General features: G+C 35.5%; 18 protein-coding genes. 9 read left to right on the top strand and 9 right to left on the bottom strand.

The window, feature by feature from the left end; translation table 11 throughout:
• Positions 1-157: 157 nt before the first annotated feature.
• The 3 genes from IC221_RS02615 to IC221_RS02605 form a co-directional block, all read right to left on the bottom strand.
• Positions 158-1,093, bottom strand: a complete 936-nt coding sequence (locus tag IC221_RS02615; RefSeq protein ID WP_188167465.1) for an SGNH/GDSL hydrolase family protein — start codon at positions 1,091-1,093, stop codon at positions 158-160.
• 239 nt (positions 1,094-1,332) lie between these two features.
• A complete protein-coding gene (locus tag IC221_RS02610) occupies positions 1,333-3,162 on the bottom strand; it encodes an alpha-L-fucosidase (RefSeq protein WP_188167464.1) in 1,830 nt (609 codons plus the stop codon).
• A gap of 283 nt (positions 3,163-3,445) precedes the next feature.
• A complete protein-coding gene (locus tag IC221_RS02605) occupies positions 3,446-4,474 on the bottom strand; it encodes a LacI family DNA-binding transcriptional regulator (RefSeq protein WP_188167463.1) in 1,029 nt (342 codons plus the stop codon).
• A gap of 228 nt (positions 4,475-4,702) precedes the next feature.
• Here IC221_RS02605 and IC221_RS02600 point away from each other — a divergent pair, with 228 nt between their 5' ends.
• The 3 genes from IC221_RS02600 (at position 4,703) to IC221_RS02590 (ending at position 9,146) form a co-directional block, all read left to right on the top strand.
• Complete coding sequence (locus IC221_RS02600; RefSeq protein ID WP_223241270.1) at positions 4,703-6,481, top strand: L-fucose isomerase; 1,779 nt, start codon at positions 4,703-4,705, stop codon at positions 6,479-6,481.
• Between the two features lie 66 nt (positions 6,482-6,547).
• A complete protein-coding gene (gene fucK / locus IC221_RS02595) occupies positions 6,548-7,945 on the top strand; it encodes an L-fuculokinase (protein ID WP_188167462.1) in 1,398 nt (465 codons plus the stop codon).
• A gap of 154 nt (positions 7,946-8,099) precedes the next feature.
• A complete protein-coding gene (locus IC221_RS02590; RefSeq protein ID WP_188167461.1) occupies positions 8,100-9,146 on the top strand; it encodes a GntR family transcriptional regulator in 1,047 nt (348 codons plus the stop codon).
• A gap of 172 nt (positions 9,147-9,318) precedes the next feature.
• Here the strand turns inward: IC221_RS02590 and IC221_RS02585 are convergent, their stop codons facing one another.
• Entirely contained in the window at positions 9,319-9,768 is a 450-nt protein-coding gene (locus IC221_RS02585) for a hypothetical protein (protein ID WP_188167460.1), read from the bottom strand.
• 87 nt (positions 9,769-9,855) lie between these two features.
• Positions 9,856-10,632 (bottom strand): tryptophan synthase subunit alpha, encoded by a 777-nt coding sequence (gene trpA / locus IC221_RS02580; protein ID WP_188167459.1) that lies wholly within the window; start codon positions 10,630-10,632, stop codon positions 9,856-9,858.
• A gap of 226 nt (positions 10,633-10,858) precedes the next feature.
• Here trpA and dapF point away from each other — a divergent pair, with 226 nt between their 5' ends.
• The gene (gene dapF / locus IC221_RS02575) at positions 10,859-11,638 is read left to right on the top strand and encodes a diaminopimelate epimerase (RefSeq protein ID WP_188167458.1); all 780 of its coding nucleotides are present in this window, start codon (positions 10,859-10,861) and stop codon (positions 11,636-11,638) included.
• Positions 11,639-11,812: 174 nt separating this feature from the next.
• Entirely contained in the window at positions 11,813-13,783 is a 1,971-nt protein-coding gene (locus IC221_RS02570; RefSeq protein ID WP_188167457.1) for an OmpA family protein, read from the top strand.
• 89 nt (positions 13,784-13,872) lie between these two features.
• On the opposite strand, the gene IC221_RS02565 is transcribed toward IC221_RS02570, so the two are convergent.
• Entirely contained in the window at positions 13,873-15,798 is a 1,926-nt protein-coding gene (locus tag IC221_RS02565) for a DUF3857 domain-containing protein (protein WP_188167456.1), read from the bottom strand.
• A 4-nt stretch (positions 15,799-15,802) separates the two neighbouring features.
• A complete protein-coding gene (locus tag IC221_RS02560; protein ID WP_188167455.1) occupies positions 15,803-17,806 on the bottom strand; it encodes a DUF3857 domain-containing protein in 2,004 nt (667 codons plus the stop codon).
• Between the two features lie 365 nt (positions 17,807-18,171).
• Here IC221_RS02560 and IC221_RS02555 point away from each other — a divergent pair, with 365 nt between their 5' ends.
• The 4 genes from IC221_RS02555 (at position 18,172) to IC221_RS02540 (ending at position 22,578) form a co-directional block, all read left to right on the top strand.
• Positions 18,172-18,534, top strand: coding sequence for a CoA-binding protein (locus IC221_RS02555; RefSeq protein ID WP_188167454.1), 363 nt, complete (start codon positions 18,172-18,174; stop codon positions 18,532-18,534).
• The gene (locus tag IC221_RS02550) at positions 18,534-19,436 is read left to right on the top strand and encodes a histone deacetylase (RefSeq protein WP_188167453.1); all 903 of its coding nucleotides are present in this window, start codon (positions 18,534-18,536) and stop codon (positions 19,434-19,436) included. Before IC221_RS02555 ends, IC221_RS02550 begins: the two co-directional genes overlap by 1 nt.
• 284 nt (positions 19,437-19,720) lie before the next feature.
• Positions 19,721-21,415, top strand: a complete 1,695-nt coding sequence (locus IC221_RS02545; RefSeq protein ID WP_188167452.1) for a Na/Pi cotransporter family protein — start codon at positions 19,721-19,723, stop codon at positions 21,413-21,415.
• 203 nt (positions 21,416-21,618) lie between these two features.
• Positions 21,619-22,578, top strand: a complete 960-nt coding sequence (locus tag IC221_RS02540) for an acetyl-CoA carboxylase carboxyltransferase subunit alpha (RefSeq protein ID WP_044203162.1) — start codon at positions 21,619-21,621, stop codon at positions 22,576-22,578.
• Between the two features lie 68 nt (positions 22,579-22,646).
• Here the strand turns inward: IC221_RS02540 and IC221_RS02535 are convergent, their stop codons facing one another.
• A complete protein-coding gene (locus tag IC221_RS02535; RefSeq protein ID WP_188167451.1) occupies positions 22,647-24,650 on the bottom strand; it encodes a hypothetical protein in 2,004 nt (667 codons plus the stop codon).
• The gene (locus IC221_RS02530; RefSeq protein ID WP_188167450.1) at positions 24,647-25,483 is read right to left on the bottom strand and encodes a hypothetical protein; all 837 of its coding nucleotides are present in this window, start codon (positions 25,481-25,483) and stop codon (positions 24,647-24,649) included. The genes IC221_RS02535 and IC221_RS02530 overlap by 4 nt, the downstream gene beginning before the upstream one ends.
• Positions 25,484-25,517 lie beyond the last annotated feature (34 nt).

Genomic DNA, 25,517 nt, shown 5'->3' with positions numbered 1-25,517 from the left:
AAAACTACAATTCACCTTTTTTAAACTGACGGTGAATAATAACAAAAAATTGTTCATTTCTTTCAAAAGTGTCGATAACAATCCAGAAATGGGTGTTTATTTAAAAAAATAGGTGATTGAAATATGACAACTTAAAACGTCTAATGCAAGTTTTCTACTATTTTAAAGGCAACAATTCCTGATCTATTTCTACCTGAATCTTACGTGCTTTTTTATTTGCCTTTTCTATGGACAATCCTTTCTTCATTCTTGGTCTTAAGTGTCCAATCTGATTTAGCCATGCATCTTTCATTATTTTTTGACGTTGGTCTACTAATGTAAAAACTTTGGCAATTTTCAGTAGTCCGTATGGCTCTTGGTAAGGAACTATTGTATTCTTCTGATGGAGTAAATTATACTTTTTGATCAGAGGTAATGCCATCACCCAATGCCCTTCCTGATTGGGGTGTACACCATCATTGGCTAATAAAAACTGAGGATCTTTCGCTCTTCCTTCTTCTAAATATTTTTTCATTGGAAAATGGATATCGATGACTTTCCAATTGACAGTATATTGTTGACTCAACATCCAATCGGCATAGAGATCCAATACTTTTGAATAGGCTTCTCCTTTGATAGGGTCATAAATTGCTGGGGTAAGATGAATGATATCTGCTCCTGATTTTATCACTTCTTGATGAAGCCACTCCATTCCTTCTTTATATTTTGCAAAACGATGATCATCATACGGCTTATAAATTCCATCATTCATCCCATAACAAGCAAAAACTAGATCAGGCTTCAGTTGATCCAAAACTCGTTGCAGTCTTTCATGTAGATCTGGTCTTGGAAACGCCCCATCGGCATGCCCTTCTTCTGATAAACCCGAAACCGTTTCACTAGGTAGTCCTACATTGATAAATTCTATGTTTCTATCAGGATAATTGAGTCTAAAATAGGTTTCAAAATAGGAAATATAACTCCCTGAGTACGTGATACTGTTTCCTAGAAAAACCACTCTTTTGATGGATTCGTCTATAGTAAAAAAATCTTGAGAAAATACGTGGACTACATTCAAGATAGTAAACAGAAATACGAGAATATATTGTTTCATAAAAATCAGTAGTAAAAAAACATCAGCTCAATTTGTAATAGATTGAGCTGACGTTAAAATTGAATTTTGCTTTTATTTTGATAAAACTGACGGTTTCATCAATTACAATTCTAATAGTACTTTAATAATCAAAAGTGTGTTATCATCCATTGATTTAGTCTTAGGAATCATCTGCTAATACAAAATATTAGATTGGTTATTATTTTAATTACTTAAATCTTATTCTTAGTGCCTTAAATTTAGTTTTCCAAGACATGAGATGAAGAAACTACCGGCACAAAAGAAATAGAAGCTAGATGAATCCATCCTGTCTTATCTTGATCGTTCAACTGAATTGAAACTTTCTGCTTACCTGCTTTATCAAAATGAATCACACCCAGTTTTCTATGCTTGAAAATATTCATTCTTCTCACTTCCTTCTGGTTTTTCACTGTGGGGGTTTCTCCACTAAATGTAGGTACAAAGTTATACGCATGATTATTGACAGTCAGTAAACCTTCCTGCATATCTGACTCTTGATCACAAGCATAATCAATAGATACAATATACATACCCGGTTCTGGTACGACCACTTCCCAAGTCGCTTTACTACCTTTCTTTTTCCAGTTCGTCAAAATTGGTTTTGAATGCCAGTCTCCAAAGATCTCCATCCATCTTTTCTTCTCTTCTTCTACACTTACTAATTCTGCCTCATGTGGAAGTAATTTTGTTTCCAATCCAGTGTTGATCACCTTGTCAGTCGCTACTTTTGGAGTTCCTTCAAATTCTACAACAATTACTGAGGCAATTGGATCGTGCTTCATTAATGGAAGTGTAATAGAAGTACTGAAACTTTCATTGGCTACCACTACAGCTTTTTTAGAATCTAAGAAATAAGCCTTTGTTACTTTATTTTCAAAAAGAGGTAAATTCAATACATCATTTTCAGGCCATTCTTTCACAAAAAGATACATTTTATTTCCTTTTTGAGTAGAAGCGAACTGCGTCTGACCACCTAAGTAAAGCGGTTTTGTTCCATAGATCGCTTCTTGATATTTCTTGATCCACTGTCCTGTTTCTCTTAAAATCATCGCCGATACCTGAGGTACAGAACCGTCTGCTTTAGGACCGATGTTAAATAAATAATTTCCACCTTTAGTCAATACATCAATCAAACGATGTACAATTTCATCTTGCGTTTTCCAGTTAAAATCTAAGTTGCTATACGCCCAAGTATTATTGTGTGTATCACAAGTCTCCCAAAGACCATCCATTGGCATTGCTGGAATCTCATTATCACCTAACGTAGTGAAATCACCCAATCCCTGCCCAATTCTTGAGTTGATCAAACAGTTTGGTTGATACTTCTCTACCATTTCTTTCAATTGAACTACTTGATCTTCACGAATTGGTCCAGGTGTATCGAAAAAGATACATCCAATCTCACCGTAGTTGGTCAACAATTCTTTGATTTGTGGTAATGCTTTCTTCGTTAAATATTTTTGAAAGTCTGCTTTTTCCGGATCAAACTCCCAAGTATTACCATAACCATCTTTTTCAATCCAATCTTGTGTCTGAGAATAATAGAAACCAAATTTCAACCCTTTTCTTTTACAAGCTTCAGATAGTGCTTTTACAATATCTTTTTGATAAGGAGTAGCTTTTGTAATGGTAAAATCACTGACTTTAGAATCAAACATTGCAAACCCATCATGGTGCTTGGCTGTAATTACCACATATTTCATCCCTGCATCCACTGCTAATTGTGCTATAGCATCTGCATTAAATTCTGTAGGGTTAAAAGTCTTCGCTGTCTTTTTATAATCTTCAGAATTAATCTCGGCTCTTTTCATAATCCACTCATTAATTCCAAAATAATGTTCACCGTCCCATTCTCCTGCCATTTGTGCATAAAGCCCCCAATGAATAAACATGGCAAATTTTGCATCCGTATACCATTGACTTTCTTTCTCTAAACCTTTTCCTTTTTGAGTTGTTTGTTCTCCCCAAAGCTCATCCATTCCTTTCTCTTGTGCATTGACAAAAAGTGATGAAAGAAAAAGCATGAATACTATAAAATATCTTTTCATTTCAGATGTTTTTAAATTAATAAAATTGTGTTGCAGTCACGAGTAATAGTCCAAAACTACTGAGGTAAGAAAAGAGTTAGTGTGTGAAAAGTAACAATAAATTGTCTATTTCTATCAAGGTGTAAAAATCACTCTTTATAAGAAGAAATCAGCCTGTATTTGATGGAAAAGGGAGGTTAAACACTTACGCTTCTTCCCATATTTCAAGTGGTAAGCGTTAGCGTCACTTGCGATATTAAATTACTTAAATAGCCTCAAATCAACACCTCTTCCCTGATTTCCCTCACTTCGTGCTTTCTCTCTTCAGATAAAAGGTATTGACCATGCTTGTCTGATACTGATAATTTTCTCCTTTTCTATTTTTATTAATTTCATCCAGAAGTATACAAGAAGCCTGTACTCCCATATGTTCCGCAGGTTGATTAATGGTTGAAAGTTTTGGTGAAGTGTAAGTTGACAGTGGGTCATTGGCAAAGCCTAACAATGAGACATCCTCTGGAACGCTAATATTTTTTTCCTTAAGAAGTTCTAAAGCTTGGAAAGCATAGTAGTCATTATAACAAGTGATCAGGTCAATGTCTTCAATACTATATTTTGACAGTAATTTCCTTAGACCTGTTTTCACTTCAGATTCATGTTCACACTTGATGATAAAATCAGGATTCACTTCCAATCCATTCTCTCTTAATGCTTCTTGATACCCCTGCAAACGACTAAACGAGGTAGACACTTCTTCACTTCCTTTGATATGCACAATATTCTTGAATCCTTTTTCTATAAAATCGGAAACAGTTTCAAACATCCCTTTAAAATCATCACTCACCACATAGTTCGCATCAATCTCTTCATAAATACGGTCCATAAATAAGAGTGGAATACCTTCATCTTGAATATCAATCAAAAATGAAGGGTCTTCGTGATCATAAGACAAGAAAATAATAATACCGCCCACATGATAAGAGGATAAAGCCTGACAAGCTTCTTTTTCATGTGTAGCCGAGTTACCTGCTGTAGAGATAATAATCTGATACCCTTTTTCATGCATCACTTTCTCGATCCCCTTTAAAACTCTAAAAAAGAAGTTGGTATCAAAAGTAGGAAAAATCACACCTATGGTCTTAGTATCCTGTTTTTTTAAACCTTGGGCCAATGGATTAGGTTTATAGTCCATCTCTTCCGCCAATGCTTTCACTTTTGCTTTCGTCTTACTGCTGATTTTAGGATGGTCATTTAGTGCCCTTGAAACAGTAGAAACATTCATTCCTATCGCTTTGGCTAAGTCTGTCAGTGTAGATTTTCTAGATTTTTTCATCAGTCATGAATAGAATTTGATACTCAATGATACGTTTTGAAGCGTGAAAATGCAAACGTTTGCATTGTCTTTTCATTTTCAGCCCTCTATAATTGTATCATCAACACGAAACAAACAACAATAGGTAACTCTTCAAAAATCTGAAATGAAATGTTGATCAAAAGGGTATATGTAAAACATATACAAAGTTTTTGAGGAGGACATCGGAACTATATATAAAATACAATTATGATCTTAACAGCATCTAACTTACCAAAGATTGGTATCCGTCCTACAATTGACGGCAGACTAGGAGGCGTTCGTGAAAGCCTTGAAGAACAAACAATGGCAATGGCTAAAACCGTTCAGAAGTTCTTAGAAGAAAACCTAAAATACCCAACAGGTGAAGCTGTACAATGTGTGATTGCAGATTCAACAATTGGTAGAGTAAGAGAAGCAGCTGAATGTGCTGAAAAATTCGCAAAAGAAAACGTAGGTGTGTCTATCACTGTAACGCCATGCTGGTGCTATGGTAGTGAAACAATTGATATGACGCCACACATTCCTAAAGCAATTTGGGGATTCAATGGTACAGAAAGACCAGGTGCTGTATACTTAGCAGCAGCATTAGCGGGTCACTCACAAAAAGGTGTTCCTGCCTTCAGTATCTACTCACATGAGGTACAAGAAGCAGGTGATACCAATATTCCTTCTGACGTTCAAGCAAAATTATTGAAGTTTGCGAAGTCAGGTTTAGCGGTTTCTATCATGAAAGGCAAGTCGTATCTTTCTATTGGTTCGGTATCGATGGGTATTGCTGGATCAATCGTAGATGAGACTTTCTTCCAAGAATACCTTGGCATGAGAAACGAATATGTAGATATGTCTGAAATCTCAAGACGTATTGAAGAAAACATTTTCGATAAAGCAGAATATGAAAAAGCATTGGCTTGGACAAAAGAATACTGCGAGGAAGGTGTTGACTTAAACGAAGACGGCGTTAAGAGAACGGATGCTGAAAAGGCAAAAATCTGGGAGAAAGTTGTAAAAATGACTTTGATCTGTAAAGATTTGATGCAAGGCAATGATAAATTAAAAGAGGCAGGATTTGGTGAAGAGGCTTTAGGTCACAATGCAATTGCTGCTGGTTTCCAAGGACAAAGACAATGGACTGACTTCCAACCTAACGGTGACTTTATGGAAGCGATCTTGAACTCTTCGTTCGACTGGAATGGTATTAGAAATCCATACATGATGGCAACAGAAAATGACGCTTTAAACGGTGTTTCAATGCTATTCGGATATCTATTGACCAACCAAGCACAAGTATTCTGTGACGTTAGAACTTTCTGGTCTGCGGACTCAATCGAAAGAGTAACTGGCGAGCGTTTAGAAGGTTTAGCAGGTAATGGTGTGATCCACTTGATCAACTCAGGTTCGGCTACTTTAGACGGTACTGGTCAGCAATCAGATGCAGAAGGTAACCCAGTAATGAAGCCGTTCTGGGAAATTACAGAAGAGGAAAAAGAAAAATGCTTACTGAATACGAAATGGCCTGCCGCCATACACGAGTACTTCCGTGGCGGTGGCTATTCTTCTCAGTTCTTAACAAAAGGTGGAATGCCTGTAACTATGGCGAGAATCAACATCATCAAAGGTATCGGTCCTGTACTTCAGTTAGCTGAAGGATGGAGTGTTGATCTTCCTGACCATGTGCACAAAGCATTAGACCAAAGAACAAACGAGACTTGGCCTACTACTTGGTTCGTTCCAAGATTAACAGGTGAAGGTGCGTTTAAAGACGTTTATTCAGTAATGGCGAACTGGGGTGCAAATCACGGTGCATTCTCTTACGGTCACTATGGCGAAGAATTAATCACTTTAGCGTCAATGCTTAGAATACCAGTTTGTATGCACAACGTGGATACGAACAACGTTTTCAGACCTAGCTCATGGGCTGGTCATGGAATGGATGCTGAAGGGGCCGATTACAGAGCTTGCTCTAATTACGGGCCTTTATATAAATAGGAAGACTATCATCACTAAAGGCTATCAATTTTGGTAGCCTTTTTTCATTCTAAAATTTATTCTATTATGACCAAAGATTTAGCCGTTGTTCTCGATTGTGGAGCAACAAACATCAGAGCCATTATCCTTGATAAAAGCGGACAAGTAATAGCAAAATACGCTGTGAACAATAATTCTAGACCTGATCCTTCGAATGAGGAATATACGATTTGGGATATAGAAGAGATTATGGACAAATTGAGCTTTTGTTCACAAAAAGTCATTGAATTAGTAGATCACAAAAGAATTGCGAGCATTGGTATCAGTACTTTTGGAGTTGATGGTGCTTTTGTAGGACAAGATGGACAATTATTAAGTCCTGTGATCTCATGGAAATGTCAGCGTACCATTCCAGTACTTGAGAATATAGATAAATATTTTACTAAAGAAGAGTTATTGATGAAAACAGGTGTGGGTGCATTCAGTTTTAATACCATCAATAAAATGATCTGGTACAAGGAAAATCAAACGGAAACAATTTCAGAAGCGAAGCACTGGTTATTTATCTCTTCTTTGATTGGTTATAAATTAACGGATCAATTCTACACCGACCACACTATGGCTGGTACCGCCCAATTATGTAATTTAGTTTCTCAAGATTTCGATCAAGAGATTTTAGATAAAATTGGTTTAGACCGTGACCTTTTCCCTGAGATGAAATATGCAGGTGAACAAGTGGGAGAGTTAAATCAAAGCGGTGCTCAGTTATTAGGTCTTCCTGAAGGAATTCCTGTAAAGAGTATTGGTCACGATACGCAGTTTGCCTTATTCGGTGCAGGTGTTGATCTGACAAACGCTGTATTAAGTTCGGGTACATGGGAAATCTTAATGGTACAAGCCAAAGAAGTAAACCTAAAACCAGAATTAGCAGAGCACGGTATCACGGTAGAGTTTGACCCTGCCAAAGGAAAATACAACATCGGCCTTCAGTGGATGGCATCTGCCAATATCGAATGGGTGAAAAATACTTTCTTTGCAGACCTTGCTGATGATGTGGTATACCAAACGATGATTGCGGAAGCCATGAAATCTGATTTGGAAGAAGACGTTTATCAACCAAAGTTACAGCCGGATCAAACGATCAACATTTCTTCTTTAGAGCTTTCTTCGAATCGTGGAGACATCTTCAAATCATGTATGCAGAGCTTAAGTAAGCAATTGAAAAAAGCGGTAAGCATCTTGGAAGAAGTAGGTAACTTCAAAGTGGAGCAAATCACTGTTGTAGGTGGTGGTGCCAAAAACGATTATTGGAATCAATTGAAGTCAAATCAAACGAACTTGAAGATCCAAACCATTCAAGAAAAAGAAACGACAGTATTAGGGGCTTCTTTCTTCTTATTTGACGAAACTGCTGAAACTATCCGATCAAATTATCAATATAGTTTCACAAGCTTTGCACCTCAAAATGATACGATTCTAGCATAATTTTGATAAAATAATATTCGAAGTATAAAAAATAGTACATTTTATACTCCGAATATTATTTTCTATTTCTTTTTGAAAATTTCTACTTAACTTCATCTCATAACGAAATGGAGTTGAAACACTCAACTATCAATAAACACCTACCAAATAAACAATGACGGATTACGTTGAACAGTTAACGGCAGTTTTTCAAGAAGAAAGTAAACAGAATGTACCGAAGTATGTTCAATTAAGTAATACGTTCAAAAACCTAATCAAACTTGGCGTCCTGAAATCAGAAGACCGCATGCCTTCTTTCAATGAATTGATCTTTAATTTAGATGTATCAAAAGATACGATAGAGAAAGCATATAAAATTCTGAAGGAAGAGCATTACATTATCAGTGTTAGAGGCAAGGGTACTTTTGTCATGAGTAATTCTTCTCTGGGGAAAGCGAAAGTATTACTCATCTTCAACAAAATGAGTAGCTCCAAAAAGAAACTTTATGAATCCTTTGTTAAAACCTCAGAAAACCACCTAGAGACAGACCTCCTTTTACATAATGGTAGTCTTTCACATCTCAAAAAAATTATTTCTGAACAGAAAAACAACTACAATTATTTTGGTATTATTCCAATTTTCAATCAAGTAGATGATATTGATGTAGAGAAAGCACTTCAGCTTTTACCTTCTCATAAATTATTACTCTTGGGAAGAGCTGAAAACAACCTCAGTAAAGTAATACCGAGTGTGTATGAAGACTTTTCTGAAGATATTTTCAATACGCTACAGCAAAATATCAAGCCCATCTTAAACTTTGAAAAACTCCATTTAGTAATCGCAAAAGACAGTACAAGGTCATTGAGGGATATTTGGTCTGGTTTCGTTCGTTTCTGCATCCACTTTAATATTCCTTATACAGTCACTTCTCAATTTAATGTAGGAGAAATCGTAAAAGACACCTTATACATAAGCACAGATGATCAAGACCTTACCAACATTGTCAAAGATTGTAAGGCCAATAATTTTGTATTAAGCAAAGACGTAGGAATTATTTCTTATAATGATTCCCCATTAAAAGAAGTGGTTGGCGGTGATGGTATCACTGTGATTACAGCATCTTTTAGAGATATGGGAAAAATTGCGGCTCTTCAGATTATTAATAAGAAGTTGGAAAGTGTGAAGGTTCCGTTTTTGATGAAGAGAAGGGGTTCTTTGTAGGGAAAAGGGAAGAATTAAGAAGTCTGCTTCTACTCTATATTAAGCTAGCACAAGTGTTCAGCAAAGCGTCACTTGTGCTTCCAATTGTTATAAGTCTGAAGACTTATAGATGTAACAATACTAAAAATCACGCTTTCGCTTAAGATTTAAACCAGTTTCGGGAAAGTACAATCTAAAAATTATTCTCTTGACGATAAATCAAATACCACTCATTTGAGATTTTTTCAAATTCCATCTCAAATGAGAATCCACAGTTTAAGCAGTACATACCAAAAAATAATTTTCCGTTCTCCTCATTTAGAACAATACTATCTTGATCGGCAATAGTATATGACTCCTTCATATTTTTTAATTCATTTCTTAGGTCCCAACGCATCATTGGCCATTGTTTCTTTGACCACTTTCGCTTCTCATCATAACTATTATAGCTTCCTGATATCGGAAATTTAGTATGAGCGATTTGATAAGCTGAATCTGAAATAAATTGATTATAAAATGGAGTAAAAGTAGAATCCCTAAAGGCATATTGAGGAAAAGAAATTACCTCTTCACAGTGGATTTCTTTCTTTTCAAATGAACATGAGAACAATAGTATGCTAAAAAATAAAGGTAAGAATTTCATTGAATGAGATTATATAATTGATCAAATGTAAAAATGCTATCAAGCCTAAAACCTAATAGCATTTTTATATCTATAAAAAGAGAAAAATTATTCTCCTCTAATTCCTTTTACGAAAGTATTAATATCAGCAGGTAAGTCCTTTGATTCCTTGATCAATTTTACGAAAGCAGAACCAATAATGGCACCGTTAGCGTAAGATGACGCCTGCTTAAATGATTTATTATCTGAAATACCAAAACCGATCAATCTTGGGTTTTTCAAGTTCATGTCTTCGATTCTTTTGAAGTAATCTACCTGAGCATCAGAAATACCTGTTTTAGCACCAGTTACACTCGCAGAAGATACCATGTAGATAAAGCCTTCAGTGTTATCATCAATTTCACGGATACGCTCATCTGAAGTTTGAGGTGAAATCAAGAATGTGTTTCGGATACCGTGCTCATTAAACATTTCCTTCAAATTCATTTGGTATTCAATCATTGGTAAATCAGGAACGATAATACCATCAATACCTACTCTTTGAGCATCTCTACAGAAGTTTTCTAAACCGTATTGCATAATTGGGTTAAAGTACCCCATCACTACTACAGGTACTTGAACTTCCTCTCTGAAACCTTCTAATTGTTCAAATAACTTATGCATAGTCATACCGCCATCCAAAGCCACTTGATTACTGTCTTGGATTGTAGGGCCATCCGCTACAGGATCTGAAAATGGAATTCCAATCTCAATCAAGTCTACACCTGAGTCTTGAAGTGCTTTAAGAATTACTCTTGTATCTTCTAATTTCGGAAAACCTGCTGTAAAATAAATGTTTAAGACGTCTTCTTTCTTTCTCTGAAATAATTCATCAATTCTATGCATAGTTCTATCTGTTTGTTTTGCCACGAAAGTTACGGATTTAACATCAAAGTAACACTCTTACGGTTTGAATTCTTATCGGTAAACCTACACATCTACAATTATTTGCTTTTTTTTCAATAATTATCTCAATATTTTTGTAGTGTAAAGGAACTAAACTTGTGAATAAATTTAAAATCACACCCATCCTTTCAATAATTAATAATAAATCATAGAATCTGATAACAAAATGATAAACTTCTGGAAATACCAAGGGGCAGGAAATGACTTTGTAATGATTGATGACAGAGAAAATAAGTTCGATATCAATGATTATAAAAAAGTAGCTTTCTTATGTGATAGAAGGTTCGGTATTGGTGGTGACGGCCTTATCCTTATCCGCTTGAAGGAAGGGTATGATTTTGATATGGTTTATTTTAATGCAGATGGACACCTTGGCTCTATGTGTGGCAACGGTGGTCGTTGTGCGGTTCGTTTTGCACATACTTTAGGTTTATTCGAAACCAAAACAAAGTTCTGGGCTGCAGATGGTGAGCATGAAGCTGAGTTGGACGAATCCAATACCGTACATTTAAAAATGAACCCTCCGGGTGAAATCGAGGTAAACGCTGACCATTATTTCATGGATACAGGTTCTCCACATTATGTGCGTTTTGAAAATACTCTTGAAAACTTTGATACAGTAGAAGAAGGAAAAGCGATCCGTCACAATGAGCGTTTCAATGAAGAAGGCACGAATGTCAACTTCGCTGAAGTAACAGGTGATCAAGCACTTACTGTTTATACTTTCGAAAGAGGTGTTGAAGATGAGACCTTAGCTTGTGGTACAGGTGTAACCGCTTGTGCTATTGCTGCTAATATTGAAAAAGGAATGGCTTCACCAATTGCTGTAAGGGTAAAAGGTGGTAACCTTGCTGTTGGTTTCAACAAAGTGGAAGATAAAAAATACGACAACATCATTCTATCAGGGCCAGCAACTCCTGTCTTTGAAGGAAAGATTGATGCATAAATGAGTGATAGAGTGAAATCTCTGTTCTGAAAAATAGCCTTTATCCAAGATTTTTATTTGGATAAAGGCTATTTTTATACCTCAATATTTGCACAAAAGTAAACAAACTCCTAACTTCTATACAGTAGTCTTTTTTTACTAACCTCAGCAAACCATTGCACGCCCTAAATAAATATGAAGCGTCTTCTTATAGCAATATCAATCGCAAGCCTCTTCGGAAGCTGTTCCTCTCCACTTTCAGTAGCAGAAAAGCACTTTGACAATGGTGAATACCAGCCTGCTATACATAAATATGAAAACATTGTATCCTCAGACAAATACAAAAAGGAGAAACCTGAAGCTTATTTTAAAATAGCTGAAGCATACCGTCTGTCCAACCGCTTGATAGAAGCCTTACCTTATTACAAAAAGGCGAAAGATAGCGGATATGAAAACATGGACATGTACTACTATTATGCTTATGGTTTAGAGCTGCAAGGGGATTATGAAAAGGCAAGAAAATTATTTTCAAGATATGCAAAAGAGGGAAACGACCGTCAATTGATTCGTAGAGCAAAAGATGAAATCAAGCAGATTGATATGGTAGATAGTCTTTCAAAAGTGGTAGATCCATTTATTGAAGTCACAAAGTGTGATGCTATTAATACCGAAGCATCTGAATATTCTCCAATGTTCTTAAAAGGAGATATGATTTTTGCTTCTACAAGAGATAGTAAAAATGCGGTTTATCATGGTACTGGCGAAGGATACTCCAGCCTATATCGCTACACTTTTGACAAGGCTGACAGTTGTAATGGTACCGTTACTTTCTTCGACAGCTTAATCAACAATCCTAATTTCCATGAAGCTTCGGCAACGTTCAACCGTGAAGGCAATTATATGATTTTTGCCAAAAGTAATAGCGGTCATCATAAGGAAAATTACAAAGAAGTAGACCTTTATGAATCAAGGTTGGAAGGTGGAAAATGGACAGAACCAAAAATATTAAATATTAGTAGTCCTCAATCTTGGGATGCGAGTCCCGCATTATCTACCAATGGAAAAACATTGTACTTTGCTTCCAATAGAAAAGGTGGATACGGCGGTATTGATATCTATAGATCTCAGTTAAATACAAATGGCACTTGGGGTAAACCAAGAAACATGGGACCAAAAATCAACTCAAGAGGAAATGATATGTTCCCGTTTGTGGCCCCAACAGGTAAAATGTATTTTGCATCAGACGGGCACCCCGGTTTAGGCGGATTAGACCTTTTTGAGGCCACTCGTAAAAACAAGAAAATCAGAATTAGAAATATGGGTAAGCCTTTTAACTCCTCTGCTGATGATTTCGGTCTTGTTTTTATGGAAAAACGATTTGGTGCTTTCACTTCTAGCAGAGTTGAAGGAGAAAGTGGATCAGCTACGGATCATATTTATTTCTTCTCAGACCAAACTCCTATTTTAAAACCTGTAAAATATTTCTTAGCTGGTACGGCATTTTCGGTCAGAGACACTACACAAATCCTATTAGCAGGAGTTGATGTTACGTTATATACTCCTGAAATGGAATTGATTGAAAAAGTAGTTTCCAATAAAGAGGGGCGTTACGAATTCAAGACACAGTTGACAATGGGAGATGAGTATATTTTGATGGGTGATAAAGAAAAATATTTCCAAGATTCCGTGTATTATACTACTGCTGATAAGGAAGTGGATCAAGAAGACATCAAAGACCTTCCCGAAAAAATAGTCAGCTGGACTTTAGAGTCTGAAGTCGAATTGACGAAAGATTTCTATGATGAATTAATTGAAGAAGGCGAAATCACCTTGAACAATATTTTTTATGATTTTGATGATTATAGAATTCGACCTGACGCTGCTCGAGAACTAGATAAATTGGTAACACTTTTAAAGCAACATACTAATATTATTATTGAATTGGGTTCTCATACCGATGATAGAGGTTCTGAAAAATATAATTTAAAATTATCACAAAAAAGAGCTGAAGCAGCCGTTGAATATATTGTGAGTAGAGGTATTGATCCAGAACGATTGGAAGCAAAAGGGTATGGGGAACTTCTTCCTGTTGAATTCAATGCACAAACGGAGGAAGAACATCAATTAAACCGTCGTACAACAATTGCACTTTTAGATGAAATCTAAAAACCTGTAAGGGATCATTTATATAAAGTAACGAGGTCATTTTGAATCAAATCAAAATGACCTCGTTTGTATTTAATAGGAAGTTATCACTACAAATCGTCTTCATCGTCCTTATAGTCTGGAGAATATTTCATCCATGGTGCTCTTGAATCATACGATCTTACCTCTTTCATAAAGCTATAATAATCACCGTATTTTTCTTTAGCATAAACTCCTCTCTTGATGGTCAAGGTTCTGATAAGACGAATACAATTCTCTCCATTTTTGACTACTGATGTAGAGTAATTACCAAATTCAGACGCTAACGATTGGGCTGTTGGCAATGCTTTCTGTATCATTCCTTCTAAAAGATAAATATCTACAGTATCCACATCCGTATAAGGGTAATCAATGACAAAATCAGTTTTTCGTGAACGATACCTTTTAGGTTGACTATAACTACCCTTATAAGGAAATAGGTTAAAAGACATACCGCCATTGACGATCTTACTATAATTTCGAACATTGATGGTGTAGTCCATTGTAAATGTAGGGTCTGGATAATTTTTATCATTATGTACTTCAATAGACTCCAACTCAGAAGCCGAAAGTGCATATTTCTTCAAAAACTCCTTCTTTAGATCTTCTTCAGACTCTCTTTCTAAACGGTTATATTCTCCATATTGAAAACCCTTAGCGGTCAAGTGAGTTTGTATCCAAACGCTTTTATCTTGTTTTAGTTTAACAACCGTTTTTCTCTCTTGAAGGTTATCCTCTGCCGTATATTGTTTTGTATGAACTAGCTTACTATTTCCTTCCTCTATTATTAATGCTTTCCTATTTCCCGTAAACCTTCCAATATAACCAAAAGGACTCATTTGAGAAGTACACTCTAACCAAACGGTATCTTGGTCTACAATATCTGGGAGGCATAAAATAGCATGATTAAATTGTGACCCCACCATTTCTTCATCAACAGTTGTGTACTTTCTCCCTCCTTTAATAATGATATATCGAGCATCTATACCAACAGCCTTCATCAAGTTGTAAGTATAATTCGATAACCCTTTGCAATCGCCATATCCTTTTTCATGTACCTCACTTGCATTGAATGGTTTTAGACCTCCTATACCTAATTGAATACTTACATACCTCGTTTTACCCTGCATGTATTCATAAATTATTTGAGCTTTTTCTAAATCATTCGCTGCATCTTTCGTCATCTCTTGCACTTCAGCAATCACTTCAGGAGAAAGATCCCTTGTTCCTTTATTTAGTCCTACAATGTAATCTCCAAAGTTGGACCAAGTTTCTAAATTGCCTTTTGTTCCCTCATAAGTAAAGCTGTAAGGTTGAACTGATACATTAGGAAAAATAGAGGTAAAAGGCAGGCTCTTGTATTCCTTCTTTTTAGGATAATAATCTTTTAAACTCCATTGGTAAACTTCTTTATCTCCAACCACCTTTTTAGTATAAGGAGTTGTATTAAGTTCTCGGATTCTTAACTTCATTCCTTTTGGTGCACGGACCGTAAACTCAGAAGAGAGGATTGCTTCTCTGTAATATTGAACAGGATACCATTTTGGATATACAAACCCTCCATCGTAGCTCTTTGTATATTCATATTCTATTACTGCTGGATAACGGGTGATAACGGGTGAGATGACTTTTACTCTATTATCCGTCACATAACCCGCATAAGGGCTAGTCGCATAATCCAAAACATCCGAATCCTTGAACTTTTTAGGTTTCTTATACCCAGGTTCCTTGATTGAGCCTTCCAATTGAGTGATTTCCGCACTGTTATCATAATAGATAGTCAACTGTACTTTTTCCTTCCCGTCACTATTAAGTACCAATAATTTCTGACGGCAATGAAAGGTGATTTCTTCTTCAGATTCAACAATCAGTTCCTCTTCAGATTCTAGCATTACAAAGTCTGCCCCTTTCAATAACTTCTCATCGATATCTTCCTCTTGCCCGAAAACCACCGAAATGGAAAAAGAAAATAGAAAGACATAAATTAAAAACCTCATGTTCTTATTGGTTTTGGGTTAATACAATCGGTGAATCTTGGAAAGCTATACTATCCTCAATAAATTTTTTCAAGTAGGGATATTCATCTGGTGTAAACACAAGTCGATTCAATTTATAATCCACTATAATCGTGATGATTCCATTGTTCTGAGAAATTAAATACCTTAAACTTCCACTCTTTTTATCAATCAAACTGATTGTTGTTGGTTTCGGCATTTCTTTTACACTAAAACCCTCAGGAATATTAATTTGAACCATGAACTTCGCCTTTCTGGCATAAGGAAATTCTACAGGATACCTCCTACTTTCCTGTTTGAAAGGGTTTCGAGATTTTGACAATAACCTTAATGGATATATTACATAACCATCTCCCAACTTTTGAAGTCCGTTTTCATACTCTAAATCATATTCTTCAGTAACATCTTTATTGATATTCTTTAATCCTGAGTTGGAATAATTTTCAATTAGTATTCCTGGATGAGCGTCCTCTAATTTTGTAAGATATTCATCTTCATCGTCACTCGAATGGTATTTATTTCGGAAACTCACGGCATCATAGCCATGATGTACTCCCCTGTAATTTCCTTTTATACTCAAATCTGGTTGAACGGATAACTTTAGTGTTTCTGTCCATTCTTTTTTAGTAGTAGGCATAAGGGATACGAAAGTTCCATTCACATGTTTATTGTCAGACATTATTACCCCTTGATAATTCAAGGCACGTGGAGGCAGTACATTAAACGGATAATTTTTTGCCGTAGCATCTAAAAAATATTCTTTTCCTCCATCCGAAACATAAGCAATAACATAACGAAGTTGCGTCAATGCAGGATTTAACTGTACCACTTTACCACCTGATCTCACATTTCCCATCAATGGAGCAGCTGACACCCCTACTTCCCTTAATGCCGCTACCAGCATTAAGTTGATTTCAACCACATTTCCTTTTCTTTTTTGATATGCTTTCCTTGTTCCTCCTTCTCTCACATAATGACCATATTCTTCGTCCCAAGTCATACGCTTTTGAATCAGCTTGTACACCAACTTCGCTCTCTCTAATGTATTATCCGTTTTCGCTTTGATGGCATTCAATTCCTCTTTCATAAAAGCAGTTTTTGTGAGTTGTTGACCACAATAACCACTATTCATGAGATTTGTCAATACTGATTTCCAAGTTGTAGTATATTGGTTCATTCCATTCCTTGTGGTTGACAGTTCCATTTCTAAACGTGCCACATACTCATGAGGAGATGTCATATAAGGTTCTTTTTCAAAAGCTGGAATATATTCATGACGCCAATGACGAGTATTCACTTGTTGTGAGATTGTCTCATCATAATCAGTGAAACGGTAAGATTGACTTGATATGGATGATTTCGTTTCATTAATTTTATAATACCTTGAATTCTTTACTTCGTAAGTAAGGTACTCTGGTACGGCAAAACTAAAATCAGTTACGAGGGTTGGAATTTTTCTTTGAGCAATCCAATCATCAGGAGCATAGATAAAATCAGAATACTTCACATAAGAGTATTCAATCACTGAACCTACTTTTACATTTGTAAATGAAATTTTCTTTGCCTTTTTATTTTCTGTATAATCTTCCTTAAAAATATTGTCGTTATCTAACTTTTCTCTCACCACTTCTCCATCTACCATATTATAGACATAGCCCTTGATCGAAGATATCGATTCTTTTGAGTTTCCTTTTTCATAATATCGAAGTACGACGTCTGCATAATCCAATCCTTCTGTTTTAAGAATTTTAATTCTTACATGTCGTAATAATAATGTTCTAAAAAAGGTTCTCCCCCCCGTAAATGATAAATGTCCAAAGTCTCCTATTACAAAAGCAACCGCTGAAGTATCTTTTTCATAAGTCGTCAAGGCCACCATTTCACGGTCTACCTTTCCCATTTTCATTTTTTGAGGTGGTGTTTGAGCATAAGTGGACAATCCTACTATTAGTAAAAAAGGAATTAATAATGCTTTAAGTTTTGTCATCATAAGATATAGTTTGAAAAAAGTGCGTCTCACATAGTTTGTTTTACACCAATAATTACAATTCAATCATAAGAACGAATAAGCAACGTCAATATTAATTTGAAAATTGAGTATTGTTTTTACCAATTACAATAAATAGTTCTTCTCTTTCAGAGTCAATGAAAAGAATCGTTCTATTATTATTTACTACATGGTATTAAAGTGAATATTTAAGACACAGTTTGCTTAATAATTTTACGATTACAAAGTTCACTAAAACCACGGAATAATCAAACAGTTACCACCTACTTCTTGTTATATTCTAAGATTTAAAACGAAAGAAATGCCTATTTTTACGGCATTATTTGAATATAACATTCCAACACTTTATGAAAAAAACGGTCATTATAGGTGCCACACCCAATCCTTCAAGGTATGCATTTTTTGCAGCAGAAAGACTAACTCAAAAAGGTCATCCCATCATTCCATTAGGAATTAAAAAAGGAAAAGTAGGTGATGGTATTGATATCATTAATGATAAACCTGCAATTGATGATGTTGACACTGTTACGATGTATGTCGGACCCCAAAGGCAAGAGGAATGGATGGACTACATCATTTCTTTAAAACCTAAAAGAATTATTTTCAATCCAGGGACTGAAAACCCTGTTTTTTACAAAAAAGCCGCGAAAGCTGGAATCTTCACCGAAGAAGCTTGTACCCTAGTCATGTTATCCTCACAAACTTACTAATGCTAAAAGTCGCTTATCATCCAAGATACGGACACCCTGTAGAAGAAGGGCATCGCTTTCCAATGGATAAATACCCTTTATTGATGGAACAACTTCTGTTTGAGGGAACTATTACAGAAGAAAATCTTTTTGCTCCCAACCCAGTGAAAGAAGAAGATATTCTTACTACGCACACTTTGGAATATTGGCAAAAATTAAAGCACCAAACACTGACCTACCATGAGGCACGCAAAATAGGTCTCCCAATGTCAGATGACCTTATTTTAAGAGAACTCATTATTACACAAGGAACCATTGACTGTGTAGAGTATGCTTTAAAATATGGAGTGGCGATGAATATTGCCGGTGGTACACATCATGCTTATTCAGAACATGGAGAAGGGTTCTGTATACTCAATGATTTTGGAGTAGCAGCGAATTACCTTATCCGAAAAAAAGGGTATGAGAGAATTCTGATTCTGGATTTAGATGTTCATCAAGGCAATGGTACCGCAGAAATTTTCCAAAATACTCCAGAAGTTTTCACTTTCAGCATGCACGGTGCCAATAACTATCCAATGAAAAAAGAAGTTTCTGATTTGGATATTCCTTTAGAAGATGAAATGGACGACGCCACCTATCTTTCTATTTTAAAACCTCAATTGGAAAAACTTTTTGAAACACTACAACCCCAATTCGTATTTTTCCTTTCTGGAGTTGATATTTTGAACACTGACAAACTAGGAAAACTAGGTATGACCATTCAAGGTTGTAAGACTAGAGATGAAATGGTCTATCATAAGTGCTATGAAAATAGTATACCAGTGGTCACAAGTATGGGCGGCGGCTATTCAAAAAAGTTGAGCACAATCATCGAAGCACATGCAAATACCTTCCGAGTTGCTAATAATATTTATTTCTAGGTCAACAATTAGAAGTATTATTATGATTATTAAAAGTAAAGTAAGATTATTGCACCGAAAAAGAGATCAATACTTTCACTAGTTGAAAATAACAATCTTGCTTTCAATAATTTTTAATAAACTTCTAAAATAAGAATACTCATTCTTTATTATAATCTGGTTAGATTAACAAATTATTAATTTAAGCAGATCTTATCAAAGAATAATTAGGAATTGAGTTACTTTGCGATCTCTAATCCCTGCTCTTTTATCAGGGTTTTGATTTTGTTGTATTTACATTAGATATGGAATTTGGAATTTTTGAGTTTCTAAAGCTTGTAGGAGCACTCGGCTTATTCATCTACGGGATGAAAGTGATGAGTGAAGGTATCCAAAACGTTGCGGGAGATAAGATGAGAAATATTCTTTCAGCGATGACCTCCAATAAATTTGCGGGTGTTTTTACAGGATTCTTAATTACTACTATCATTCAATCCTCTTCGGCAACTACAGTAATGGTAGTTAGTTTCGTAAATGCAGGATTGCTTTCCCTCACTCAGTCTATTGGCGTAATTATGGGAGCCAACGTTGGTACTACTGTTACCGCTTGGATCATCTCAATATTAGGCTTTAAAGTGAAAATGTCAAAGCTAGCATTGCCTATCATTGCTATTGCATTCCCAATGATGTTTTCTGGTTCTAAAAGAACAAAAGATTGGGGTAATACTTTAATTGGATTTGCGGTATTATTTATTGGTTTACAGATGCTTAAAGAAGCTGTACCATCATTTAGTGCTGAGCAATTATCGTTCTTAGAGACTTTCCAAAACTTAGGAATATTTGCACCAGCAGCATTTGTTATCATTGGTACTTTAATTACAATCGTAGTACAATCATCAAGTGCCGCAATGGCATTAACGCTTGTACTTTGTAATCAAGGTGTTATTCCATTTGAAATTGCAGCTGCAATGGTGTTAGGTGAAAACATCGGTACTACAATCACTGCTAACCTTGCTGCAGTTGTTGGTAATACAAACGCTAAAAGATCAGCTCGTGCTCACCTTATTTTCAATGTTACAGGTGTAATTTGGATGCTTTTAGTTTACCCATTATTCCTTAAAGGAGTTATTTTCTTTATGAATGGCTACACGGAATTTGGAGACCCAACTAAAGACCCAACTGCGGTACCTATTGCATTATCGATCTTCCATACAACTTTCAATATCCTCAACACTTCAATCATGATATTCTTTGTTAATGCAATCAAGAATGTTGTAGTGAAAATGGTACCAGAAACAGAAGATCAAGACGAATACAGCCTTGAGTTTATTTCTGACGGCAGACCAATTGCCAATGAAGCGGGTGTTGAGCAAGCTAGAAACGAAATCAAACGTTTTGCTCAAATCATCTCTAAACAGACAACAACTGCCAAAAACTTATTCAGTTCTGGCAAAGAAAATAAAAAAGAAAGAAAGGGTTATATCTCAAAACTTCGTAAAGTTGAAGAGAATTCAGATAGAATGGAACAAGAGGTTTCGGACTTCTTATCTAAAATCTCAAGAGATCAACTACTTTCATCTTCTCAAATTGATGAAGTAAAAAGCTTAATGCGTGCCGCTCATGAAATTGAGAGAATTGGCGATATCTTCAAAGGCATGACCTTTACAATTGAGAAAAGATACGAAGAGAAAATTTGGTTAACTACTGACCAACAAACAGATTTAACTGAGTTCTTAAATGTAGTTGATAATGCTTTCGGAATCATGTTATCCAATATCGAAGCGGATAAAGTGAATTTAGAAGCTGCACAAAGTGCAGAAAAAGCGGTCAATCAGAAAAGAAAAGAATTACGTAAGAAACACCTTAACCGTTCAGAAATCAATGCTGATGGCGTTTCTACAGGTGAGATTTTAGCTTATAATGACCTTCTTGCTTCTATGGAAAGAATCGGGGATCACATCCTAAATATTTCTGAAGCTTTTGCAGGAGAAGAAGAATAAAAAGAATTATAACTCACTCATATTAAGCCTCTTCCTTTTATGGAAGAGGCTTTTTTTATATCATTTAACGGTTTTCTTGTTCCAATAAAGTTTTTATTGCGTATGTTTGCTTTCTGAATAGTATTATTTTAGAATTCAATCTTTTAATAAATCATTCATTGAGTGATTTTTAAAGAATATTAAACATCATATTTTTCGCAGCAATGGATCAGAATACACTGCTAGATTTCGAAAAGCCTATCGCTGAGCTTGAGGCGAAACTTGAAGACATGAGAGATCTTGCATCTAAAAATAATGTAGATGTAAGTACAGCTATAGAAGAGCTTGAACATAAAATCGTAGAGCTTAAAAAAAGTACTTTTGAAAACCTAACACGCTGGCAAAGAGTACAACTTTCTCGTCATGCTGACAGACCCTACACGCTAGACTATATCTATCAAATCACAGATGACTTTGTGGAACTTCATGGTGATAGAGCCTTTGGAGATGACAAAGCAATGGTAGGTGGTTTTGGTACTATCGACGGAAAAACTTTTATGTTGATCGGTCAGCAAAAAGGTAGAAATACAAAACAACGCCAAATGAGAAACTTTGGTATGGCTAATCCTGAAGGTTACAGAAAAGCACTTCGCTTGATGAAACTTGCAGAGAAATTCAAAAAGCCCGTTGTTACTTTTATTGATACTCCGGGTGCATTCCCTGGTCTAGAAGCAGAAGAAAGAGGTCAAGCGGAAGCAATTGCAAGAAACTTAAAGGAAATGTTCAAATTGACAGTTCCTGTAATTTGTATTGTAATTGGTGAAGGTGCTTCTGGTGGTGCTTTAGGTATTGCTATCGGTGATTCAGTAATGATGCTTGAAAACACTTGGTACTCTGTAATCTCTCCTGAATCTTGTTCTTCAATTCTTTGGAGAAGCTGGGATTACAAAGAGCAAGCAGCTGAAGCTTTAAAACTAACAGCAAAAGATATGGAATCTTTCGGATTAATCGACAAGATTATTCCTGAACCTCTTGGCGGTGCACACACTAACCCTCAAGAAATGTTCAAAATCATGAAAGATACTATTTTAGCAGAAACTGCTGAATTAGAAAAATTAGACACACTAACACTTAAGAACAACAGAATTGAGAAATTCTCTACGATGGGTGTTTTCCAAGAATAATCTTTTTTGATTATTTGAATAAATAAAAGCGATTTTAGGATTAACCTAAAATCGCTTTTTTATTGCCTTTATAAATTTACTTTCAATTGGAAAGCCAAATCATGCCTAGCATTTCCTTCTACTTCATCCCAACCACTCCCTATCACATCTCGATCATGATAAAAAGTATAAGACCATCGAGCAATCACACGAAGTTTTTTAGATAATCTGTATTTTAAGAGTAAATAATTTTTCCATCCCTTTCCATAGTAAGGCGGGTATGAAAATACATATTGTAGATTTTTTTCATAACTATACAGCCTTGAGTTATAGTCATCCGTAGAAAAATATGCAATACGAGTATCTAATTTAAGATTATCAAAAAGTTGTGCACTCAAGTCCTGAGCAAGTAAATATCCAAAACTGTCCTCTTCACCTTGATAAAAATGAAATTGTATTTGAGGTTTTAAGGTAAGGTGATGATCTTCAATAATTGCCCCTAGAGTTAGTTTTTGACTAATTTCTTGAATGAGAGAGGACTTAAAATAGTCTTCTTTTGTAATATATTTCCCTCTTTCAAATGTTGAAAAATTAAGAAATAAGGAAGTGTTATTTTTCAATTTCAATTTACTTCTTCCTCTAAATTCAACCCCTTCAATACCCACATCATTTCTGTAAGTAGGAAAAGGAAAAGAGTATAAATCAATGTACCCTTCTAGTAAGAACTTTTTGCCTTTTTTCCATTTAAAACCCACATAAAAGCCTTCTTCATTTGTAGTATTTGTACTTTCTGAAAGTGCATTACCAAAAAGTGACACATAATTGTGTGCATAATCCCGAAATGAAAAAACAAGGTCAAACCCTTTCTTTAAACTAACATAGGTTGAAAATAAATAGGCCATTCCTCCAAAATTGGAACTAGCGACTTCAGAAAAGAAGGATAAGTTTCTCCAATAATAATTCAGGTCCACACTAAAATTTGTAGCATATCTTCCTTCAAAAACAGAAAGGGAATCTTTTCTCACACCTTGATCAATATAGTTGGAGTACTGACTTGTAATAAAATTACATCCGATATTTAAGGTATTAAAGCTACTCTCAAGTCTACTCCCCACACTTACTAATGTAATCTGACTTCGTTTTTCAATTTCTTTGGTCGTTCTATGCAAACCATTATTGATTACCCTTGTAGTATCAGAAGCATAAGCGTCAATGTTTTTATAACTTCCCATCAATGTTAATTTCACATTACTCATCGGTTTTATGGTGACTAGCCCTCCTCTGAAAAAACCGCTTTCTGTTACTGAAGTGTAAGGCCTTCCCTCTGATACCGCACGGGTAATATTTAAAATGGGATCACCTCCTTTCCCCAAAAAGTAACCTCCTCCAAATACCAAACCTTGTCCACCGATCATCTGAAAATCTCCTACTAGTAATTGCTGAAGAAAACCATCATTGTGTATGCTCAAGTGAGCTGAAGTAAAATCGAATCCAAAATGTCTTTTTGAAGGATTCCAATCCCATACCTCTCCTTTGTCTTGCTGCAAGGTCAATCCAAAACTATAATTATTCCGTTTCGACCAAAGAAGTTTTTGTTGAAAATAAGTGGGACTTCCCAAATAGTGGTCTTGAAGAAACCCTTTAGAAATCGGGGTAGAGAAACCAAAATTACTTAATGAATAATGTAAATCAGGAGCTTTCAATTGCTCTTTTCGACTCAATCCTTCTTCATTAAAATTGGAAACGTAAGTACAAGCTCTAACTCTCCGAGTCAATGATTCATTCCACCCTTCTATTCTATTTAACTCATTTGTACTTACAAAAGCACCATACATCTCTTTATATTTTTGAAAAGACTGCACTTCATCATAAGTCAAACCAAATAGTGTCTGTAATTCCCAAGCCTTAAGCTTATTCAAGTTTTTAGGATTTCTATGAAATGATAACCAATAGTCCACTTCTTTAGGAGTTAGCACCTCCATTTTATCTTTCGGAAAGATACTTTGCAACCATAGCATTTCTTCATTATTTGATTGAGCACTAACAACAAAGGCTTTCAATGCTAGAAGTACAATAACAATGCTTTTTTTCATGACTTAGAAATTACATAAGATAAAGAAAAAGCATGTGTCCACCCTAGCACCTGATGCACTTGAAATGCATAATCAAAGATCCAGTGTTTATAACTCAATTGAGAACCAGCTCCAATTCTGACAGATGGAAAAGTAATTCCGCTGTATATCTTAAAAAGATCCGTCAATTGATATGAAATTGCACTTCTAGAGGTTAAAAGTTGATCCATTTCCTTTTCGATTTGGGTACTCAGATGAATCGATTGGTCCATCTTGTAGGCAATCCCAAATCTGTATACAGAAGGAATTGGCAATTGTAATTCATCTACAGCATAACTCTCATTCAATATATTGTGCCCATGAAATGAGAGAGCGATAGATTCACTCAGTATTGTATTAATCCCAAAGTTAAGCGTCATAGCATTCAACCTTCTGAGCGTTTCACCTCCTACTTGATGAAAGTTTAGGCTTCCTCCTAATCGAACAATGCCTATTTTTTTCCCAATACCTAAAACTACAGATTGTTCATTAAAATCAGCATCTCCAAATTTTTGAAATGAAACTGACAAATGAAATTTCCTAGTAGGTAGAATGGAAGAAAAACTGAAAGTAGATAATGCTAAAGCATGATGAGGAAGCCTATGACTGACTCCAATGGTGGTATTCTTTAGGGTTGAAATATTGGCAATAGCATTTACCGATGACCAAACATCATCTACAAATAGATTTGCATCTGTTCTACCCAAAGAAGACGCTCCTATTTTGTGCAAGGAAGTAGTAGAATAGATAGATTGAGCCTGCATTATTCCTATTGACATACAATAGAGAATAACGATTTGAAGTACATGAATCATTATTTTTAATTAGTTATATAGTTAGCCTTTAAGC

The organism is Flammeovirga sp. EKP202, assembly GCF_014534745.1.
Classification (GTDB): Bacteria; Bacteroidota; Bacteroidia; order Cytophagales; family Flammeovirgaceae; genus Flammeovirga.
This window is presented reverse-complemented; position numbering and strand designations above follow the sequence as displayed.

Excerpts from the sequence above, each read along its gene's own strand:
- IC221_RS02545 (WP_188167452.1), top strand. The coding sequence starts at position 19,721 with ATGGAATTTGGAATTTTTGAGTTTCTAAAGCTTGTAGGAGCACTCGGC.
- IC221_RS02610 (WP_188167464.1), bottom strand. The coding sequence starts at position 3,162 with ATGAAAAGATATTTTATAGTATTCATGCTTTTTCTTTCATCACTTTTT.
- IC221_RS02530 (WP_188167450.1), bottom strand. The coding sequence starts at position 25,483 with ATGATTCATGTACTTCAAATCGTTATTCTCTATTGTATGTCAATAGGA.
- IC221_RS02605 (WP_188167463.1), bottom strand. The coding sequence starts at position 4,474 with ATGAAAAAATCTAGAAAATCTACACTGACAGACTTAGCCAAAGCGATA.
- IC221_RS02550 (WP_188167453.1), top strand. The coding sequence starts at position 18,534 with ATGCTAAAAGTCGCTTATCATCCAAGATACGGACACCCTGTAGAAGAA.
- IC221_RS02540 (WP_044203162.1), top strand. The coding sequence starts at position 21,619 with ATGGATCAGAATACACTGCTAGATTTCGAAAAGCCTATCGCTGAGCTT.
- IC221_RS02585 (WP_188167460.1), bottom strand. The coding sequence starts at position 9,768 with ATGAAATTCTTACCTTTATTTTTTAGCATACTATTGTTCTCATGTTCA.
- dapF (WP_188167458.1), top strand. The coding sequence starts at position 10,859 with ATGATAAACTTCTGGAAATACCAAGGGGCAGGAAATGACTTTGTAATG.
- IC221_RS02555 (WP_188167454.1), top strand. The coding sequence starts at position 18,172 with ATGAAAAAAACGGTCATTATAGGTGCCACACCCAATCCTTCAAGGTAT.
- trpA (WP_188167459.1), bottom strand. The coding sequence starts at position 10,632 with ATGCATAGAATTGATGAATTATTTCAGAGAAAGAAAGAAGACGTCTTA.
- IC221_RS02590 (WP_188167461.1), top strand. The coding sequence starts at position 8,100 with ATGACGGATTACGTTGAACAGTTAACGGCAGTTTTTCAAGAAGAAAGT.
- fucK (WP_188167462.1), top strand. The coding sequence starts at position 6,548 with ATGACCAAAGATTTAGCCGTTGTTCTCGATTGTGGAGCAACAAACATC.
- IC221_RS02570 (WP_188167457.1), top strand. The coding sequence starts at position 11,813 with ATGAAGCGTCTTCTTATAGCAATATCAATCGCAAGCCTCTTCGGAAGC.
- IC221_RS02560 (WP_188167455.1), bottom strand. The coding sequence starts at position 17,806 with ATGATGACAAAACTTAAAGCATTATTAATTCCTTTTTTACTAATAGTA.
- IC221_RS02615 (WP_188167465.1), bottom strand. The coding sequence starts at position 1,093 with ATGAAACAATATATTCTCGTATTTCTGTTTACTATCTTGAATGTAGTC.
- IC221_RS02535 (WP_188167451.1), bottom strand. The coding sequence starts at position 24,650 with ATGAAAAAAAGCATTGTTATTGTACTTCTAGCATTGAAAGCCTTTGTT.
- IC221_RS02600 (WP_223241270.1), top strand. The coding sequence starts at position 4,703 with ATGATCTTAACAGCATCTAACTTACCAAAGATTGGTATCCGTCCTACA.
- IC221_RS02565 (WP_188167456.1), bottom strand. The coding sequence starts at position 15,798 with ATGAGGTTTTTAATTTATGTCTTTCTATTTTCTTTTTCCATTTCGGTG.